Source organism: Phaeocystidibacter luteus, assembly GCF_008933115.1.
Taxonomy (GTDB): domain Bacteria; phylum Bacteroidota; class Bacteroidia; order Flavobacteriales; family Schleiferiaceae; genus Phaeocystidibacter; species Phaeocystidibacter luteus.
The window spans coordinates 266408-285293 of record NZ_WBVO01000002.1; the positions used below are offsets into that span (position 1 = coordinate 266408).

An 18886-nucleotide genomic window follows, 5' to 3' on the forward strand; every position below is an offset into this window, starting at 1 on the left:
CCTGTAGGTTGTTCTAATACCGAATGTAGTGAATGCCCAAAAAAACGGAGTGAGTGATTCTGTATGGTTCGTACATTTGTGTAAAATTTTAGAAGATGTACCAAGGACTACTTCATACACACTGGCTTTTGGCCGTATTGGTTTTGATCGTATTGCTCCTAACTGTGGTAAACATGGTTATGGGAGTTGCAGGCAAGCGTGAGTTTGGCAAAGGATCACAAAAGCTTTCTCTATTTAGTTTGATTTTCTCCCATCTACAGCTTGTAGTTGGTCTCGTTTTGTATTTCGTTTCACCGTTTGGCTTTAAGGCTTTTGAAGCAGGGAATGTGATGTCGGATTCATTCACGCGCTTCTACGCGGTGGAGCACATTGCAGTTAATATTATTGCCATCATCCTAATCACTATTGGTAGATCGGGATTGAAGCGCAAGGATACGGATGCGGCGAAATACCGTCACGGTATGATATTCTTCGGACTTGGATTCTTGCTGTTGCTCAGCAGAGTGCCTTGGGATCGTCTATTTGAACTCCCAGGTGCATGATAGAGATCAAGCCAAGAACTTCCGAGCGCGAACGGGCCGTCCTGATTGGAATCGTCAACAGGTGGCAAGATGAAGAAAAGAGTGCGGAATATCTGGATGAACTCGAATTCTTAGCGGATACCGCAGGAGCAGATTCAATCAAGCGTTTTACTCAAAAGTTGGATACTCCTCATCCTAAGACCTTCTTGGGCACGGGTAAAATGGAGGAGATTCAAAGCTATATCAAGAGTGAAGATATTGATGTAGCCATTTTTGATGATGAGCTTACACCTTCTCAACTGAAGAGCATCGAGCAGATGTTTAAATGCAAGGTGCTCGACAGAACGAACTTGATTCTCGATATTTTCGCGGCTAGAGCCGAAACGAGCTACGCCCGTACCCAGGTTGAACTTGCACAGTACGAATACCTCCTACCTCGGTTGACCCGAATGTGGACTCACTTGGAGCGACAAAAAGGGGGTATTGGTATGCGTGGTCCGGGTGAAACCCAGATTGAAACCGACCGTCGGATTATCCAACAAAAAATCAGCTTGCTGAAGAAGAAGTTGGAGAAAATCGACAAGCAAATGGCTACTCAACGCGGAAATCGCGGTAGCTTGGTTCGTGTGGCACTTGTTGGATATACCAACGTTGGTAAAAGCACCCTGATGAACCGTATGGCCAAGAGTGAAGTCTTGGCTGAGAACAAACTCTTCGCGACGCTCGATACGACTGTTCGTAAAGTGGTCATCGGCAATTTGCCATTCTTGTTATCTGATACAGTGGGGTTCATCCGGAAGCTTCCAACTCAGCTTGTTGAAAGTTTTAAGAGTACGCTAGATGAGGTTCGCGAAGCAGATGTGTTGCTGCATGTGGTAGACATTTCGCACAGTAATTTCATGGAGCACATCGAATCGGTGAACAAGACTATCGGCGAAATTGACGGTCAGGAGAAGCCGACGATTATGGTCTTCAACAAGATTGACTTGTATAAGCATGAAGAGCCGGAAGTCATTGATCCTGAGGAAGATTTAGAGGAGCGCTACTTTACTATTGACGATTGGAAGCGTACATGGATGGCGAAGATGGACGGAAATGCCGTTTTCATTTCAGCTGAGAAAAAGCAGAACATGGATGCCCTGCGAGAATCTATTTATCGCATTGTTTCAGGAATTCATGCCGAAAGATTCCCATTCGAGAACTTCCTCTACTAAGAAGGCGTTGTAGAAGACACCTTCGTACCTTTGCACATTACATCCATCCCTACTATGGCTAAGAAGAATCAGATTCGCAAGCAAGATATATTGGACTATCACGAGGGAGCCAGACCTGGAAAGATCGAGGTCATTCCATCGAAACCGTCCAACTCGCAGAGAGACCTCAGTATTGCCTATTCACCTGGTGTTGCTGAGCCTTGCAAGGAAATTGAAAAAGATCCTGAAACGGCCTATCAGTATACGGCTAAAGGAAACTTGGTTGCCGTTATTTCAAACGGAACCGCCGTGCTTGGATTAGGTGATATAGGTCCGCTTGCCAGTAAGCCTGTGATGGAGGGTAAAGGTGTGCTATTCAAGATTTTTGCGGATATCGACACGTTCGATTTAGAGCTCGATGCAAAGGATCCGGAGACCTTTATCCAAACGGTAAAAGCGCTCGGACCCACTTTTGGCGGCATCAACCTCGAAGATATTAAGGCACCTGATTGTTTTGAAATTGAGCAGCGCCTGAAAGAGGAGCTCGATATCCCAGTGATGCACGACGACCAGCACGGTACGGCAATCATTTCAGGTGCGGCCTTGCTGAACGCATTATCACTAGTTGAAAAGGATATAGCTAAGGTTCGCGTTGTTTTCAATGGGGCCGGTGCGAGCGCGGTTAGCTGTGCTTCACTCTATCTTTCATTAGGTGTCAAGAAAGAAAACCTCTTGATGCTCGATAGCAAAGGGGTTATTACGACCGATAGAGAGAATCTGACTCCCGAGAAACAAAAGTTCGCTGCGGATACCAAGCTGAATACGCTTGAAGAAGCGGTAAAGGATGCAGATGTTTTCGTTGGCTTGTCGCGTGGCGGCGTTCTTTCCAAGGCCATGGTTAAATCAATGGCTAAGGACCCAATTGTGTTCGCATTGGCGAATCCAGACCCTGAAATCACATACGAAGATGCGATTGCGGCTCGTAAGGATATTATCATGGCTACAGGCCGAAGCGATAATCCGAATCAGGTAAATAATGTGCTTGGATTCCCATTCATTTTCCGTGGTGCGCTTGATGTAAGGGCGACCAAGATCAATGAAGAGATGAAGCTGGCAGCAACTTACGCCATTGCGAATTTGGCCAAAGAAACCGTTCCGGAAATTGTGAACCTCGCGTACGGTATGCGAAACATGTCTTTCGGCAGAGAGTATATCATTCCAAAGCCTTTTGACCCGCGATTGATTCATACTGTAGCGATGGCCGTTGCCAAAGCTGCTATGGAGTCTGGTGTTGCCAAAAAGGAAATCACCAACTGGGACCGCTACAAAGAAGAGTTGATTACTCGTTTGGGAAGGGATGATAAGTTCATTCGCCTAGCGATGGAAAAAGCACGTGCAAATCCTCAGCGTGTAGTGTTCAGCGAGGCGGATAATTTCAAAATGCTAAAAGCAGCTCAGATCGCCTACGAAGAAGGAATTGCTATTCCGATTTTGTTGGGTGATGAAAAGCGCATCAAGCAGATTGACAAGCAGTACGATCTTGGTATAGCTGAGAATATGGAGATTGTCGATCCGCGAACCATGCCCGAAAAAGGCGAGGTTTATGCGAAACAGTTTTACGATGATCGAAAACGTAAAGGTGTGACGGAGTACGAGGCACGTCGCCTCATGAAGAACCGCGATTATTATGGTCCAATGATGGTGAAGCACGGCGATGCCGACGCCTTCATTACAGGCCTAACTATAAAGTATCCACGGGCTGTCAGACCCCTACTTGAAATCTTTGGTCAGCATGGACAAAACCGCGTTGCTGGCATGTACATCATGCTTACGAAACGCGGACCGTTGTTCTTTGCGGATACGACGATAAACGAGGAGCCTGACGTAGACGGAATTGTGGATATCGTATTGAGTGTTGCTGAAACGGTCAAGCGAATTAACCTGAAGCCGAAGGTGGCATTGTTGAGCTATTCAAACTTTGGTAGCCACCATGGGAAGGTTCCGTCCAAGATGAACCAGGCCGTTGAAAAGCTGAAGCAGACACATCCAGATCTTATTGTAGACGGAGAAATGCAAGCCAACTTTGCGGTGAATAACAAACTTCTAGAGGAGGTTTTCCCATTCTCTGATCTTGTGAATCACAAGCCAAATATTTTCATCTTCCCGGATTTGGCGAGTGGAAACATTTCTTACAAACTGCTCCAGTCTCTTGGTGCTGCTGAGGCAATTGGTCCGATTCTCATCGGGCTAGACAAGGCTGCCCACGTGTTGCAAATGGGTGCAAGTGTTCGCGAGATTGTGAACATTGTAGCTATGGCGGTGGTAGACGCCCAAACGAGAAAAGAATAAGGGGAATCAGTCGAAGACCTTGCCTACACGAACGAGCTGAGCTTCGTCTAGAATGGTAATGTTTCGGCCTTTCACTTCGATGAGGCCGTCACCCTTGAATTCGGAAATGAGTCGGATTACGGATTCGGTGGCTGTGCCGACCATGTTCGCAATCTCTTCGCGAGTAAGGGTGATGTCGATTGCACCAGTTTCTTCATTCAAGCCGAACTGAGCTTTGAGCATGAGAAGGACCTCGGCCAATCTCTCTCGAACGGATTTTTGGGCGATGTCGGTGATCAATTTACCTGCCTCGCCAAGTTCATGACAAGCCATGCGAAGGATGTTCAAAGAGAACTTGGGGTTTTTCTCGAGGAAGGAGAACAGCACTTGCTTTGGAATGTAGCATGCGTGCACATCTTCGAGAGCTTCAACGGTAGCTGAAAGGGGTTCTTCACTGAGGAGTGAGCGGTATCCGATAAGGTCACCATTCACTGCAAAGCGAATGATTTGATCCTTGCCGTTTTGTCCAAGACGATGCAGTTTTGCTTTCCCAGAATGAATACAGAAAACGCCGTTTGGTCGACTCCCTTCGCTCATCATGATTTGGCCCTTCTTGAAGGAAGTGCAAGCCTTGACGTTGTTGAGTTCATCGACTTCTTCTGAAGTCAAGTCCTTGAAAAGTGAGAGGTGCCTTTTACCGCAATTCGCACAGTCAAAGGGTACTGGGTTGTGTGTGGTCTTACTTGACATACAACTCAAAGATAGAATTGTTCCAAATCATATTCAAGTTATTTTTTAGGTGAATGTGACGTTTGTCATGGTTTCTGGAAATCTCATCCATGACCTTTGGTATACAATCGGACACACACATGTCGGAATCATTAAAATGCGATCACTGCGGGGACCCGTGTACATCGGAGATCACTTTAGACGATAAGGTGTTCTGCTGTCACGGTTGCAAATCCGTTTATACCATATTGTGGGCGAACGGGATGGAATCCTTTTATGCGAAGAAGGATAGGAGCGGTAATCCCGTAGCCGACGCTGCCGATTTTAGTATTCTTGAGAATGACGAAATACGGTCGGAGGTCATGGACTTCTCCGATGGTAATATAGGTGTGGTTCGACTTTTCCTTCCGGCCATACATTGCAGTGCTTGCCTGTGGTTACTGGAGCGGTTGCACAAGTTAAACGATGCGGTTATAAGCGTGCGCGTGGAGTTTTCTAAGCGAACGGCGCACATTCGTTTCAAGGAAAGTGAATTGACTTTGAAGGAGCTCGCTGAACTACTTCAGCAAATCGGGTATCCCCCTCACATTCGCTTGGCTGACGCAGAGGGTGAAGGCGAGAAAGTAGCCAAGGATAAGCGACTTATTTACCAATTTGGTATTGCGGCTTTTGCATTCGGCAATATCATGCTGATGGCCTTGCCTGAGTATTTTTATCCGGAAGATGATTCCCTAGCACAGTATTCAACCTTTTTCAGGTGGCTCAGCTGGGCGCTAACCCTTCCAGTTATCACTTATTCTGCTCGGGATTACTTTACCAATGCCTATCGTGGGATTCGTATTCGTCGAGTTAATATCGATCAACCAATCGCCATCGGAATTCTTGCACTCTTCCTTCAAAGTACTTGGGAAATAACGTCAGGTTTGGGGAGTGGATATCTTGACTCGCTTGCAGGCTTGATGTTCTTCTTGCTCCTTGGTAAACTATTCCAACGTAAGACCTATGAGTCACTTTCTTTTGAACGCGATTATAAGAGTTACTTCCCTTTAGGTATTACGGTGGTCAATAAGGATGACTCACATAGCATCAAGCCTGTTCAAAAGCTAGAAAAGGGAGAGTTGATCTACATTAGAAATGAAGAGATTATTCCTGTTGACGGAAAGATTCTTCGTGGAAATGCAGTCATCGACAATGCGTTTGTGACCGGTGAATCGACCCCCGAAAAGAAGAATATTGGCGACCGTGTTTTTGCGGGAGGGAAGCAGTGCGGCGGAGCTATTGAGATATTAGTTGAAAGACCGATGGATCAGAGTTACCTCACACAGCTTTGGAATGATCAGAACTTTGACGGAAACAAGGCGGATAAGTTTCAGACTCTCACCGACAGGGTATCGAAGTACTTCGTTGTGGTGATTCTCACTCTGGCTCTAGGTGCCTTTGCCTTCTGGGCTTTGAATGAGAGCTGGGTTGTGGGCATAAAAGTATTCACTGCCGTCCTCATCGTTGCCTGCCCTTGTGCGTTGGCATTGTCTGCTCCATTTGCGAACGGCCATGCTCTTCGCTTGATGGGGCGCAAAGGACTTTACCTGAAGCGGGCTGAAGTTGTAGAAGCGTTAGCGGACATCAATAAGATTGTGTGGGATAAAACGGGTACGCTCACCAGTGTGGCAAAGAGCAAAGTCAAGTGGTTAGGCGAATCGCTAAATGAGGATGATAGAGCCGCTTTATCTGCGTTAATGCATTCATCAAAACATCCTTTGAGTTTGAGGATATCGGCTTTTCTCGGCAACGGGACGAAACGAGTGTCCTATTTCGAGGAGGTTGTAGGGAAGGGCGTCATCGGAACGGTTGACGGTGTTGATTATCGCTTGGGCTCTTCTTCCTGGCTCGGAGCTGATGCTACTCCTGAAGCGAATGCGAGTCAAGTTTGGGTAAAACGGAACGGTACGCTGATAGGTCATTTCCATATTCTTCATGCCTTTAGGTCGGAAACCAAAGCCGTGATAAACCAGATGAAGAATTGGGCTGGTCAGACTGTGGTAACAGGGGACGATAATGGCGAAGAAATGGCTTTGCGAAGCCTTTTCGGCGCAGGAGTAGAGTTGAAATTCAGACAAAAACCGCACGATAAGCTCAATGTAATTGCAGATATGCAAAGTGAGGGGAATCAGGTTGTTATGATCGGCGATGGGTTGAATGATGCTGGGGCTTTGAACCAGGCAGAAGTTGGCATAAGTGTAGCCGAAGATATTAACAACTTCACCCCAGCAAGCGATGCAATTTTGCATGCCAAGTCGTTCGGTCGTTTGCCAGAGTTCTTTAAACTCTCCAAATACACGCGTAGAATTGTCTACTGGAGTTTTGGCTTGTCATTCGCCTACAATATTGCAGGTCTTTCATTCGCCTTAATGGGATTATTGAGTCCACTATTGTCTGCTATTCTTATGCCACTGAGTTCGATAACTGTGGTGACATTTGTGTCACTGATGGTGAATCGATTTAGGTTTTCAGAATTGGAGGTTGTTGAAGGGGAAGATGCATTTTCGTGGGATGAAAATGGGTCTGCGTTTGGGGAGAATCAACCGGGGGCCGCCACTCCTCCTCCCCAGAGATCAAGATACGAGGGATCCACGACCTAAGTCGTATGATAAACGGATACAAACGTTTACTTGCGCTTCGTGCTTCAGCTGCTCACCGCCATATCAACATCTCACAGTGCACAAACCTCTCCATCACGTGTCAATCACAATGTTTAGTCCCAAATACAAGTGATTCGTGATGGTCAGGAATTCGGTATTGTTTCCACGTTGGTGCCTATGTGAAGGTGATTGGAATAGTTGATCACTTCATAGTACCACAATTCATTCTTTAGATGGACATTGATGCCGCTTTCGATGAGGTTCAATCTGTTGTTTAGGTAGAGACCTACTAATGTGTTGGCGCGAGTATCCTCATAGTCGTATTCAACCGTGACAATAGGTTCGCCAACATTTTCATGTATTGAATTTTGAATGTATCTACCCCCGAGGTTTCCGCTCAGCACTAGTCCGGCTGTCGGATAAACATTGATACCCTTGTACTCGACGACCTTGAACTGTGCAAGAAGTCTAATCTCATCCATTCTGCCGGCCATGGTTGTGTCAGACCGACTTCTGTTGGTGTAGCCGATATCTGAGATGTGGAGGTTGAAGAGGTCTTTATGCCACAGTTTAAAGTCAAAACCAAAAGAGAGGTAGTTATCGCGATTTGGAGCGAATGAACCATTGAAGGAATCATTGAGCGTGGCTACACTCGCGACTGTTGCCGATTTGTCTATAACTTCAGATGACGTTCTTTGGCCGTAGATTGCGAGTGCGACGAAAAACAGGGAAACTGTAAAAGAGACTTTCATTGCTGTTCTTCTAGTTCATCAAGAAATTGATCGATGCTGCTCAAGTATACATCTGGATTATCCAACCATCCGTAGTGTCCAGATTCTGGAACTATGACTAATCTTGAATCGGGTAGGATTTCGTGTTGTAGCTCTGCAATGGATATGTCAATCATGTCATATTCCCCTTGTATGATTAATACAGGCTGTTGGAATGTTAGCATTTCTTCCTTGACATCGAATTCGATTCTCTCAAGATCGGCCCAAATAAGTCGATTGACATCTAAGTTGGCTTCCGCAAGTCTTTCACCTATTATTGGAGCGAATTCGTCATTGTACACGTAGGCACAACCTAGGTACATGCGATATTTTTCAGCGTAACGATCGTCATTGCTGGTCATTCGCTCTCGAAACCAGGTGAGGGAATCCCGCTGGTCTGAGGTCAGACGTTCATTTACAAGAATTTTATCTCGCACCTCTAGGTCCATTCCGCCAGAGCTAGATTGAATCATAGCGGTAATTCGCTCTGGATACTTAACTGCGTAGTGATAGCTCAAGACCCCACCGAAAGATTGTCCCATCAAAATCCACTTCTCGTAACCGAGATGTTTACGTATGGCTTCGATGTCTTCAACCATGGCCTCCATGGTGAGGTCGCTTGAATCGAGATCTTCTGATACGGATAATCCAGTTCCGCGCTGATCGTATAGAATGACGGTGTGGTTTTTCGCAAGGATGGAACCGATGTGATCAAAACCGTTGCAATTCATTCCTGGTCCGCCGTTGATCAGTAGGATAGGACTGCCTTCGCCAGCGATTCTGATATGATGTTTGAAACCGTCGTGCTCAACCATCTGTGAGGTGAAAGACTGCGCGGAGACAGTGAACTGGAAAATGAAGGCGAGTGAAAGGAGTGCGATTCTCATATTACCAAGGTAGTGAGAAACGAAAAAAGGCCGACGAACGTCGACCTTTTCACACTGAAATTCTATAAGGTTACGATTGAAGTTGCTTTCTAACTTCGTTCGCAATTTCCTTTCCTTCTGCTTTGCCAGCGAGTTGGCTTGAGGCTGCTCCCATCACCTTTCCCATGTCACCCATCCCTTGGGCACCAGAGTCGGCAATGATCTTGGCAACTGCGGCCGAAAGTTCTTCGGCTGACATCATCTCTGGAAGATATTCGCCAATAATTACAGATTGACTTTCTTCAGTTTCGGCAAGGTCAGCACGATTTTGCTCACGGTAGATTGCGGCGGCATCATCGCGTTGTTTCTTCAACTTTTGAAGAAGTTTCATGCCTTGGTTGTCATCAAACTCTCCGCCTGAACCAACTTCGGTTTTTGCGTTGAGAATGGCTGCGCGAATGGAGCGAAGTGCCTCCAATTTCTCACGGTCTTTAGCCTTCATGGCCGTTTTCATGTCGGCTGTGATTCTTTCTTCTAGTGTCATGTTGCAAAGATACGAGCTAATTCTGTGAAAAGTCTGGTGATGTGTCGATTGCCTAAATCTCCACAATCACCAGACTAAAAGTACATGCTGGTTTAACACAAAACTTACCTACTTGGGAATTCTAACACAAAGTGCATCCTTCCCATTTTGCATGTACATGACCCCTCGTTCGGGGTCAAGAACTATGTCTCCCTGAATGTACCCAAGCTTGTCACATACTTCTTTGTCCACGATTCTTTGGCCTGTTTCCAAATCGACAATTGCGAGACCGGCGTTAGAGCAGTAAATCCGGTTTTGGTAAACTACAAACCGACTGTTCAGGTTGTGATAATAGCCGTCTTCTGTAGTCCAAAGCAGCGTCCCATCCTCGGCATCCAAACAAGCGAAGTAAGGTGAAGTCCCTTTGAGGACTATTTTACCAGAGCTTACATGGAAATCTCCGTGTCTTAGATCTGAAGGAAAGCCCATCCAATCTGGTAATGGAGTCTTCCACTTTACACTTCCGTCTTCCATACTCAAAGCCACAAAGTTGGAGTCGATCATTCCGTAAACTTGAGGTCCGTGTACTTGAAGCGGGACAAATCCGCAGAATGTTTCAAGCCTTTCACTTTCCCATTGTAGCGAGTCAGCCGTCAAGTTGTAAGCGAAGATGGTCGTCTCACCATTAGCGTTGCTCGATAAATACTCGCTTCTTCTTTTGGCGACAAGAACCTCATCCCCTGAGGAGAGCTCACCGAAGTCAAATGCGACGAATGACGGATGTAGACGCGTGGTAGAGCAATACGTGTAAACGGTATCCCAATCTGCACTTGCTGCTGGAGTTCTGAGGATGACAGCACAGTACTTGCCGTTGGGGTTTGTATAGTTCATGGTTCGATACAGGTAGCCGTCATGCGTGTATAAAACCGCATATCCATCGTCAAACATGCTTCCCCATTGGGTAGAGGCATCGCGCATGTCAATGCAATCGACTGCAAATAGTCCTCCTAGGAATAGATAGTCTCCTATGACGGCCCGATCCTCCTCCGTGTAGTAGTCCCAATGGTACACGTAATCCGACCACATGGTGTCAATTTCTCCCGTGGCCGTATCAAGCCAAATCACCGGAGCAGTCAATCCCCTAAAGTTGTATTCGGAATTGACAATGAGATGATCTTCGAATAAAACCGGGCTCATGCTCAGAGAGTTGAATCCTGGGCCATCTGGGACGATTCGGGTCGACCACAGGATTTCTAGTTCATTGTTTGGCTCGGGTGTAGCTACTTCCGGACGGTCACATGCGATAATCTGGCTAACGCAAAAAAGAATCAATACCAGCTTCTTCATTTTCTTTTGAGTTTGAATTTGTGGCCATGCTTTCCATCGAAGAGGTTGTTGAGTATTCTCATCGTTTCTTTGGAGTTGCGAGCCTGCATGTGATTGGTGTTCTGCATCGTCAACCTTGTCGCACCTGGGTAATCATGTTGAGAGGATAGGGTTACAACCCCATCACTCGGAACTTCGGTTGTATGCCATTTGTAGTTGGGTATGGCGTTACATGGCAGAATGGAGTTGCCTCGGCAGTCATTGATAGTATTCACATGGAATGGTTGTGGAGAGTCTAGACAGATACACCAATATCCATCCACGTAAGCGGAGTCTTCCCTAGCGCCAATGAAGCGTTTCCACCAGATGTTAGATCCTTCGAGCCATTGACGAGCTTCTCTGTAGATGGTCTCTTTCTCTCGTGCGTTCCAATAGATGTATCGGTAGATTCCCTTCGACCTCGTGTTCCAAAACCTCTCTTTAAAGCGATACAACGAAACGAGGTTTGTAATGGTCCGCGGAAGTTCGTCGTCATTGTCCAACCCAAACGGATCGTTGAAAAGGATGTGTCCGCTCAAGGAGGTGTCCTTTGTAAATGTCATGGAATGGAGCATCCGCCAGAGTACCGGGTCTTCCTCAATTCCCGCAATCGCCACCTTTTTTATGGTGTCAATTACAGCGGCTTGATTTAGGATTTCAAGATTCGGAGCGCCTACTGCATAATCCGTAGCCACGGGTTTTCGAATGGCGTCGACGAGTATAGGGAGGATGAGTCCGTCCAGTCCGTCACACACCTTCGACGAGAAGTTTCTAACGACACCTGGGGAAATCAAGAAATCCACCCACCATTTAGACTCAACCAATTGCTGTACTTCAGCTGCTGTGAACGCCTCGCAGCCGCGGTTAATCCACCTTTGAACCTCACCACTCGAAGGGTGTGTCTGGACGATAATTTCTGCGCCACCATGCGGACTATTGAATGAAGCAAGCGCTCCAAATTGTACGGGGTATAATCCATGGTTGTACAGGTTTTGATAGCGCATGGCGCGAGCAACAATACCACCCTGACTATGAGCGATGACAAAGTTGCTATGAACAGGAAGGGTATCTCGTCTAGGCACCGCGACGCGCCAGGTTTCAATCAAGTTATTGTTTACATAGCCACCAAGAGCGAAAATCCGAAGGTTCTCATGTCCCGAATAATCCACACAGAGACCTTCCGTTTTCCTTGTCGGATAGCCATTCACAGGGTTCCCCGTCTGATCTTCCGTAGAAGTTTGCACTCTGTTCCATGATTGTGCATTTCCGGCTAACCCGTGAATCCAATAGATGAGCTTAGTGTTGGTCGTCGTGTTGCTCGATGGAGCATGAAGCGGACCACTTGGACCTCCGCTGTGCGCGCCAAGCCCAATTGAATCATTGTTCAGCGTAGTCTGCCCTAAGCCTGTCAGGCTGAAACAGATGAAGAATAGGGATAGAAACTTCATGGCTTCTCCTTTTTTGAGAACCGTACGAAGCATTGTCCAAACTTTGACTCCAACTGCAGAAGAAGAACACCTGGTGGGTAGCTGCTTGCATCCAACTGAATATGTCCATTCACTACCTCCGGGTGTTCAACTTGGTCTATTAAATCGCCGAACCTGGTACGCACTGAAATCCGCTCTACCATCTTTAACTCAGAACTAATTTCAACCTCAAGAAGGTCGTCTACAGGTACAGGGTATACTATGGCACAGTCAGATGACTCCTTGGTGAGAATCATGTTGTTGGGGTCATTGACCGTATGGTTTGCGTAGGCCTTGCGCGTTACGAATGTCAGTGCACCGGGGTTGTCGAGATTCCGAATCCGCGTTGTTTCAGATTCCACAACAATTCCATAGGGTTGGAAGTCGGTATAAAGTGTGACAACCACATACGATCTGTTGTGGTGTGAGGAAGAGTGTGTCACACTCATGTCTGAATAATCTAGAACGATATAGCCATCAGCCTCTTGCACAAACCATCCTGTATCTGTTTCGGTGACCGGACTTTTATTTTCGTGCGCGATACTCAACCAATCGTCCACTACCTCTTGGAAAGACCGGTGAAAAGGAGCGTAGCCCGAGTTGCGGTGTTGCTCAGAGATTTCTGCTTGCATGCTTATCTCATCTTCGGAATGTTCGAAAGAACTGTGGATCTCACCATTATCGTCGAAAAGGATGGTCCTTCTCGGGCCAATAATACACGACCGGTTGGTTCTAAACCATGGTTCAAGTTCCGGCTGTTTGTTGTTGATGATGCATTGGAAGCTGTTGAAGTTTTCGTCAACTCCTTCTTCAATCCGATACAGACTGTGTCTGGGCGTGATGAACTGACGATCCAAGAAATCGACCGAATCAAGGGACTTGTACGGGTCCAATTCAGAATAGGCGAGCTCGTGTACATCATAAGAGAACATCACCTGTACGCTGTCGGAGATGGAAACTTCTGGCAAGTCTTGACCGGTCAAGCTTGTGAACGGCATGGTTGCGCATAGAATGCTATGCCATGAATGTGTTGTTATCATGGTTTGATTGGTTTGGTTGGTGATAGTTAGTGGGTGCTAACTGGGGGCAAATTACCAAGCCAATCACCGTTCAACGACATTTTTTGGTCGTATATATGACCAGTTGGTCGTGTGTGGAAAGAAATGTGATTCTGAGTTCAGTGATCTTATTCTCTTAGTGAGGATTGAAATTCTGATAGTAATTGATCAATCTGTGTAACCTGATCAGGAGGGAGAACAGTGGTGTTCGTCACCTTATTTCCATCCCAAATCATTAAGGCTGGGTTTGTAATGTTCAATTCCAGAATGTCCTCTAGTCTACCGTTATCAACAATTAGAATGTTTGGCGACTCCACCGTCCTTAATTGAGGGCTTGCACTTTCATCGGATGCCACCAAGAATACATTTTGTCTTTCCATGCGATTCAGGTTAGCCAGGAAATATTCGGTCGCGTAGTCTAAACAATATGGACAGGAGGGTGCAGAAATCGTGAGCACGACACAATTAGAAGGAATAGATAGTTCTCTAAAGAGCAAATGGACATCCTCTTCAGAAACAACGGGGGTCATTGAAGTCGGACTATCTTTCAGTAGTAAGTACTCTGATTGAGCCAAGTTAACCGTGTCAAGTGAGGTAATTTGAATTTTGAACTTCGACCGATCCCCATCTTGTTCAATGGTAATACATTTCCCATTCACAAGAATTGGTTCAGGATGGAGTTTGAACCAGCTCGGTTTGAGGGCTTGTGCGATGAGCTTTAATTCATCGTCATAAGCTCCGACCCAAACAAAGTCTGCCCTAAATGCCGAAAGGTCGCCTGGCTTAAGATTCTCATCAGAAGGGTAAGTCGCGAAGCGATAACTGAAATCTGTCTGGCTATCAAAAATCAGGTTCCGAAAAACAGTACTATTTGGGTTGTATGAAGGTTGCACAACAGAATTCTTCAATGGGGTTGGGTCAGGAATGAATCTCCCCGTCTCGTTGGACGAACTGAATTGACCTGTATTTTTATTAATGAGGTGTAATTCTGGTAGGTTTGCGTGAGATACCATAATCGTATTTGGGTCTCGCAGACAAATGTTCAAACGCTCTTGTTCATGGGCATAGAACTGAGTATCTACTCTTTCATTGGGGTGATATTGAATTCGTTGGAAGTAAAGATCCTTCATACCATTTAGGTTGAAGTAGCCAAGTTCAGGCACATCGTGTTTTTCAATGTCCCCCTGTGTCATTCCTGATTTCAGAGGTAGTGGGTTGACAAACAGGGTGTTCCCCTGCATTTTCATAGGGCTGAAGTGATGAAAAAAAGTCGCCTTTGATGAATCACGATCCATCCAACTCATAATAAATGGGCTGTCATTTAGATTGAAACTACCATTCTCAATTCCCTGAATGTTTATAGAGAATAACAGTGAATCATGATATAATCCATGCTCATTGCTGATATCTGGAAGTATCACAATCGTATCCTCGTTAACATAGTGAAAAGTGAACACAGGATAGCGTCCACGCGCAATCCTTGGCAATGGAATTGACCTCACGAACTTCCCGTGGTTTAAGTCAATCTCAATTAACCTTGCCTCCATCATGTCTCCTAGCAACACAAAATCTGTGTCATTTCGTGAGTATGCTTGAGAAGTCAAGTTAAAACCTGCCTCATACTCAAAAGGAAGATCTATTTCAATAGTCTTTTCAAGTCTGAAGTTGATAGTCGCGCGTGGCCCTTGGTGTTTATTATTGGAGCCACTTGCGGAGCAACCACCAAAAGATGATAGAGCACAGATTGCAACTACGAAATTTAGTAGGGTCTTCATAGGGGAGATTAGACGATAGGGATTATACTAGGACAGCCCCTCATACAGGTAAGAAGGGCTGTTAACTCTGTTATTCTTTAGGCATGAAGCCTTCATTTCCTTCTATTCTGGCTCATCAAGCATCTCAATGAGCAATAGGTTCATGAATTTTGATAAAGGCAAATTACCAAGCCAATCTCCGTTCAACGACATTTTTTGGTCGCATATATGACCAGTTGGTCGTGTTGCACATATTTTTCAAGATCGTGTTTCACCTCCTCCGTAATTCCAACTTAGGGCAGTGTGTTTTCTGGCTAGACCGTTACATAATAACAACTTATCTTAGTCGAAACTTTGCAACCAGCTTCATCTAGATTGCTCTCTCATGAATAAACGCTTCGTTTTTCTTGCTTGCTTTTGCGCGATTTCCACTCTGGCTCTCGCTCAACAATTAACGTTCGAAAGAATTCACGCCCCGGCACCACAGAACCCCATCGAACTGGATGTTTTCATCCCCGAAGGCAGTGATTTCGTTGTAGACGATTTTACGTCAGATGGGTTGAAGGATGTGCTCGTAGTAAATCGCGCCGCCAACTATAATCGGGATACATTATCATTCCTACACGTAAATATGGGAGGTGGAAAGTATCAAGTTGATTCCAGTAATGGCATCAGTATGATTAGACATTATTCCTGGGTCGATGTGCAGGCATATTCCGCAGATATTGATGGCGATTCTGATGTGGACTTGGTTGTCAATTCGGATACTCGTCTCTATCAGTTCATTAATGATGGCTCAGGGAACTTTACTAGACGAAGTAACTTTAAAACAGGCGTTTCCAGAAGCTCATTCGCATTCGAAGATCTGAATGGAGATGGGCTTATAGACATGGTTCAAAGCGGGATCGTCGATTCGCTGAATATCGTCGAAGCGCATGTACACCTCAATGTTGGTAACGGATTTTCTGTAAGTCCAGATTACTCATACCCCGGCGCACGATACTGCGATATTGTAATCGAAGACTTAAATCAAGATGGAGCGCTCGAAGTGTATATGATCGGCACTACAAGCCCATACAGCTCAGGACCTGAAGCCGCTCTTCGGTATGATGTTTCATCCAATGGGCAATGGACTTCAACCTCATCAGCCCCGTTCGTGCCCGGACTTCTTTCGCATAGTTTTATTTATGATTTCAACGGTGATTCACTTCGTGATTTGATCGTGTTTATCCCTTCAGGGAACAACAAGTCTGTAAAAATTTACCTCACCGATTCGAGCGGCAGTTTTACCGTACGGTCATCAAGTCCGTTCGATGCCGTAAGGAATCCATCACTTTTCCAACAAGATTTTCTCGGCAATGGACGCCCAGATTTCCTGCTAATCGGACAGGGAACTGGATACACTACCCATGCGAAAATCTTTAATAATCGAGGTGGAGGGTTGTTCACAGAAATCGATCAACCCCATATCATCACGAATGGGAGGACTTTTGAGTTCGATGTGGATTCCGATGGCGATCCAGATTATGTCCAGTTTGATATGAGTTTTCAGAATACCGGACAGTTCTCAACCATCGAACGAGTTGGGAATCTGGACTTACGTTATAACTGTAACAGTCCATTCACCGTTTCTGCCGGGACGACTTTTTGCTCGGCAGATTTTAATGGCGATGGATTCAATGATGCAATAGTTGGGGCCATAGAACCTGAGGGATTCGGGCAATGGCTTTATTTTAATGATGGCACTGGTAATTTCACACGAAGTAATACGAGCACTCCATGGGTACAAGATGATCATGGTTTACACTTCGCGGGAGATTTAGACGGCGATGGTGATATCGATTTGATGTCAAGAAAGATAAGTATACGCCTCTACAAGAATACGGGCAACGGTGGTTTCGCTGAAGCTCAAGGCATGATGTCAAGCTTGGCATCTTTTACAGGCAATGACTATTACTTTATCGATGTAGATGGTGATGGAGTTCAGGATTTCCTATCCACCGGTGGAGGATGGAATGTGAACGTAATCAAGAATACCGCAGGAAGTCTTTCGCAACATCAAAGCATTTCAGTTGCTTCGTCAACATCAAACTGGAGCATTCTCGTGGATGACTTCAACAATGACGGAAAAGAGGGTTTCATTGGGAGACCACCTTATTCACAAGGGGTGTATCAGATCTTTGAGGTTGACAGCTTTGGAACGCTGACAGAAGTTGTTCAGCCAGATTATTCAAATTTTCGTGTAAACCCCCTGGCAACAGGAGATATGGATGGCGATGGCGATGTGGATATAGTAGCGGCAGTTGAGCCTCTCGGAGGGACGCCAGATGAGACCTTGCATATTTTCTACAATGACAGCCTCGGAGTCTTTACTTTGGATACCGTGCCTTTCTCAACAAAAGGACAATTTCAAAAGCTGGCAGATTTTAATGGTGATGGCGCGATGGAAGTCGTTCTATCTCATGAAGATTGGTCCGGAGTTAATGGCTACATGAATGATGGTACCGGTAATTTAACTTTCACCACGTTTATATCAGACCCGGCTAACAACACAGATGTCTTGTATTTTCGATTTGGGATTTTCGATGTCGACAATGATGGCGACGATGACATGTTCGAAGAGAGGCATTTTGAATATCCTCATTCCAACTTGAATTTTCTTTGGAGATCCGTTTATTGCACAGATTCCCTCGACGCTCGAATCGGCTATAATGGCACTAAACTATTCGCTCTTGATTCAAACCATACATTCTACCAATGGTATTCATGCGACAGCGCCAAGGTGGTTGCGGGTGAGGATAACATTTCATTCAGACCTTCAGCAAATGGATTCTATTCCTTGATTGTGAATAAAGGAGGGTGTAGAGATACGAGTAGTTGCTTTGAAATTACAGGGATAAACGTTCCTGAATACAATCGCCCTAACGCCTTTCTATACCCAAATCCTACCAACGGTGAACTGACAATCTCTTCGTCAGAGAAATTCGAGGAGTACAAGGTTCTCAGCATTTCTGGGAAGGTGTTGATATCAGAACAAATCGAACGGTCGACCATTTCGCTTGGCAATCTTCCAAAGGGTATTTATTTCGTGGCACTGCAGAATGACTCTGGAAACATTGTTGTCGAAAAGGTGATACTTCAGTAAGGAGAGCGGCAGGTATTGATAATCGACATATTCGCTATCTTCATCAGCAAACCTACTGACTATGATTTCACGGTTATGGGTCGTGTTGACCTTCTGCATGGTTTCCTTCGCCACGTATTCTCAAACCCTAAGCTTTGCCATGTCCGCCGGGTACGATGATTTTTATGACGCACCTCACGTGGGAATCGGAGTGTATCTTGACGGCAGTATCGTTCAAATGGACTTTGGCTTAGGAGAGAACCAAACGATTCTCGGAGTTGATACTTATTTCAACGTATATCGCATTACCGACGGTTTTAATTTGATGCTAGGATTAGGGGCGGGAACATCAATTTGGGACAACGATGGTCCAGCTGGTGCAAATGAATTGTATGCTAAAGGAAATGTTGCTTTAAACCTTCGCCCCTTTTTTATTACCTACGGGTATGGTCTTGTTTTTCCGAATGAGTTTTCACCTTTTGAATCTGGAGGGATGAATCATTTTGGGTTAATTGTAACCTTATAGCGATCCGGCACAACCCCGAAGCTC

The 18886-nt window shown here is 45.6% G+C and carries 14 protein-coding genes; 6 read left to right on the forward strand and 8 right to left on the reverse strand.

What is annotated here, in order from left to right:
• Positions 1-95: 95 nt before the first annotated feature.
• Genes F8C67_RS05010 through F8C67_RS05020 form a run of 3 tightly spaced genes read left to right on the forward strand, consistent with a single transcriptional unit; the run spans position 96 to position 4063 of the window.
• Positions 96-542, forward strand: a complete 447-nt coding sequence (locus tag F8C67_RS05010; RefSeq protein ID WP_151666711.1) for a hypothetical protein — start codon at positions 96-98, stop codon at positions 540-542.
• Positions 539-1735: a GTPase HflX gene (hflX, locus tag F8C67_RS05015; RefSeq protein ID WP_151666712.1), complete on the forward strand. Its 1197-nt coding sequence runs from the start codon at positions 539-541 to the stop codon at positions 1733-1735. Before F8C67_RS05010 ends, hflX begins: the two co-directional genes overlap by 4 nt.
• 54 nt (positions 1736-1789) lie before the next feature.
• Positions 1790-4063 carry an NADP-dependent malic enzyme gene (locus F8C67_RS05020; RefSeq protein WP_151666713.1) on the forward strand — a complete coding sequence of 758 codons (2274 nt, stop codon included), beginning with the start codon at positions 1790-1792 and terminating at the stop codon, positions 4061-4063.
• A gap of 6 nt (positions 4064-4069) precedes the next feature.
• On the opposite strand, the gene F8C67_RS05025 is transcribed toward F8C67_RS05020, so the two are convergent.
• Positions 4070-4792, reverse strand: coding sequence for a Crp/Fnr family transcriptional regulator (locus F8C67_RS05025; protein WP_151666714.1), 723 nt, complete (start codon positions 4790-4792; stop codon positions 4070-4072).
• 119 nt (positions 4793-4911) lie between these two features.
• Here F8C67_RS05025 and F8C67_RS05030 point away from each other — a divergent pair, with 119 nt between their 5' ends.
• Entirely contained in the window at positions 4912-7410 is a 2499-nt protein-coding gene (locus F8C67_RS05030) for a heavy metal translocating P-type ATPase (protein WP_170266370.1), read from the forward strand.
• A 143-nt stretch (positions 7411-7553) separates the two neighbouring features.
• Here F8C67_RS05030 and F8C67_RS05035 read toward each other — a convergent pair whose 3' ends face one another.
• The 7 genes from F8C67_RS05035 to F8C67_RS05065 form a co-directional block, all read right to left on the reverse strand.
• On the reverse strand, positions 7554-8162 hold the full coding sequence (locus F8C67_RS05035) for a hypothetical protein (RefSeq protein ID WP_151666716.1): 609 nt from the start codon (positions 8160-8162) through the stop codon (positions 7554-7556).
• The gene (locus F8C67_RS05040) at positions 8159-9067 is read right to left on the reverse strand and encodes an alpha/beta fold hydrolase (protein WP_151666717.1); all 909 of its coding nucleotides are present in this window, start codon (positions 9065-9067) and stop codon (positions 8159-8161) included. Before F8C67_RS05040 ends, F8C67_RS05035 begins: the two co-directional genes overlap by 4 nt.
• A 70-nt stretch (positions 9068-9137) precedes the next feature.
• A complete protein-coding gene (locus tag F8C67_RS05045) occupies positions 9138-9590 on the reverse strand; it encodes a GatB/YqeY domain-containing protein (protein ID WP_151666718.1) in 453 nt (150 codons plus the stop codon).
• Between the two features lie 108 nt (positions 9591-9698).
• Entirely contained in the window at positions 9699-10916 is a 1218-nt protein-coding gene (locus F8C67_RS05050; protein ID WP_151666719.1) for an outer membrane protein assembly factor BamB family protein, read from the reverse strand.
• On the reverse strand, positions 10913-12415 hold the full coding sequence (locus tag F8C67_RS05055) for a lipase family protein (protein ID WP_170266371.1): 1503 nt from the start codon (positions 12413-12415) through the stop codon (positions 10913-10915). Before F8C67_RS05055 ends, F8C67_RS05050 begins: the two co-directional genes overlap by 4 nt.
• The gene (locus F8C67_RS05060; RefSeq protein ID WP_151666721.1) at positions 12379-13440 is read right to left on the reverse strand and encodes a hypothetical protein; all 1062 of its coding nucleotides are present in this window, start codon (positions 13438-13440) and stop codon (positions 12379-12381) included. The genes F8C67_RS05055 and F8C67_RS05060 overlap by 37 nt, the downstream gene beginning before the upstream one ends.
• Positions 13441-13586: 146 nt before the next feature.
• Complete coding sequence (locus F8C67_RS05065; protein WP_151666722.1) at positions 13587-15233, reverse strand: DUF4221 family protein; 1647 nt, start codon at positions 15231-15233, stop codon at positions 13587-13589.
• Between the two features lie 364 nt (positions 15234-15597).
• On the opposite strand from F8C67_RS05065, the gene F8C67_RS05070 reads away from it, so the two are divergent.
• Entirely contained in the window at positions 15598-18357 is a 2760-nt protein-coding gene (locus F8C67_RS05070; protein ID WP_151666723.1) for a T9SS type A sorting domain-containing protein, read from the forward strand.
• A 61-nt stretch (positions 18358-18418) separates the two neighbouring features.
• Positions 18419-18862 (forward strand): hypothetical protein, encoded by a 444-nt coding sequence (locus F8C67_RS05075; RefSeq protein WP_151666724.1) that lies wholly within the window; start codon positions 18419-18421, stop codon positions 18860-18862.
• The last annotated feature ends 24 nt before the right edge of the window (positions 18863-18886 follow it).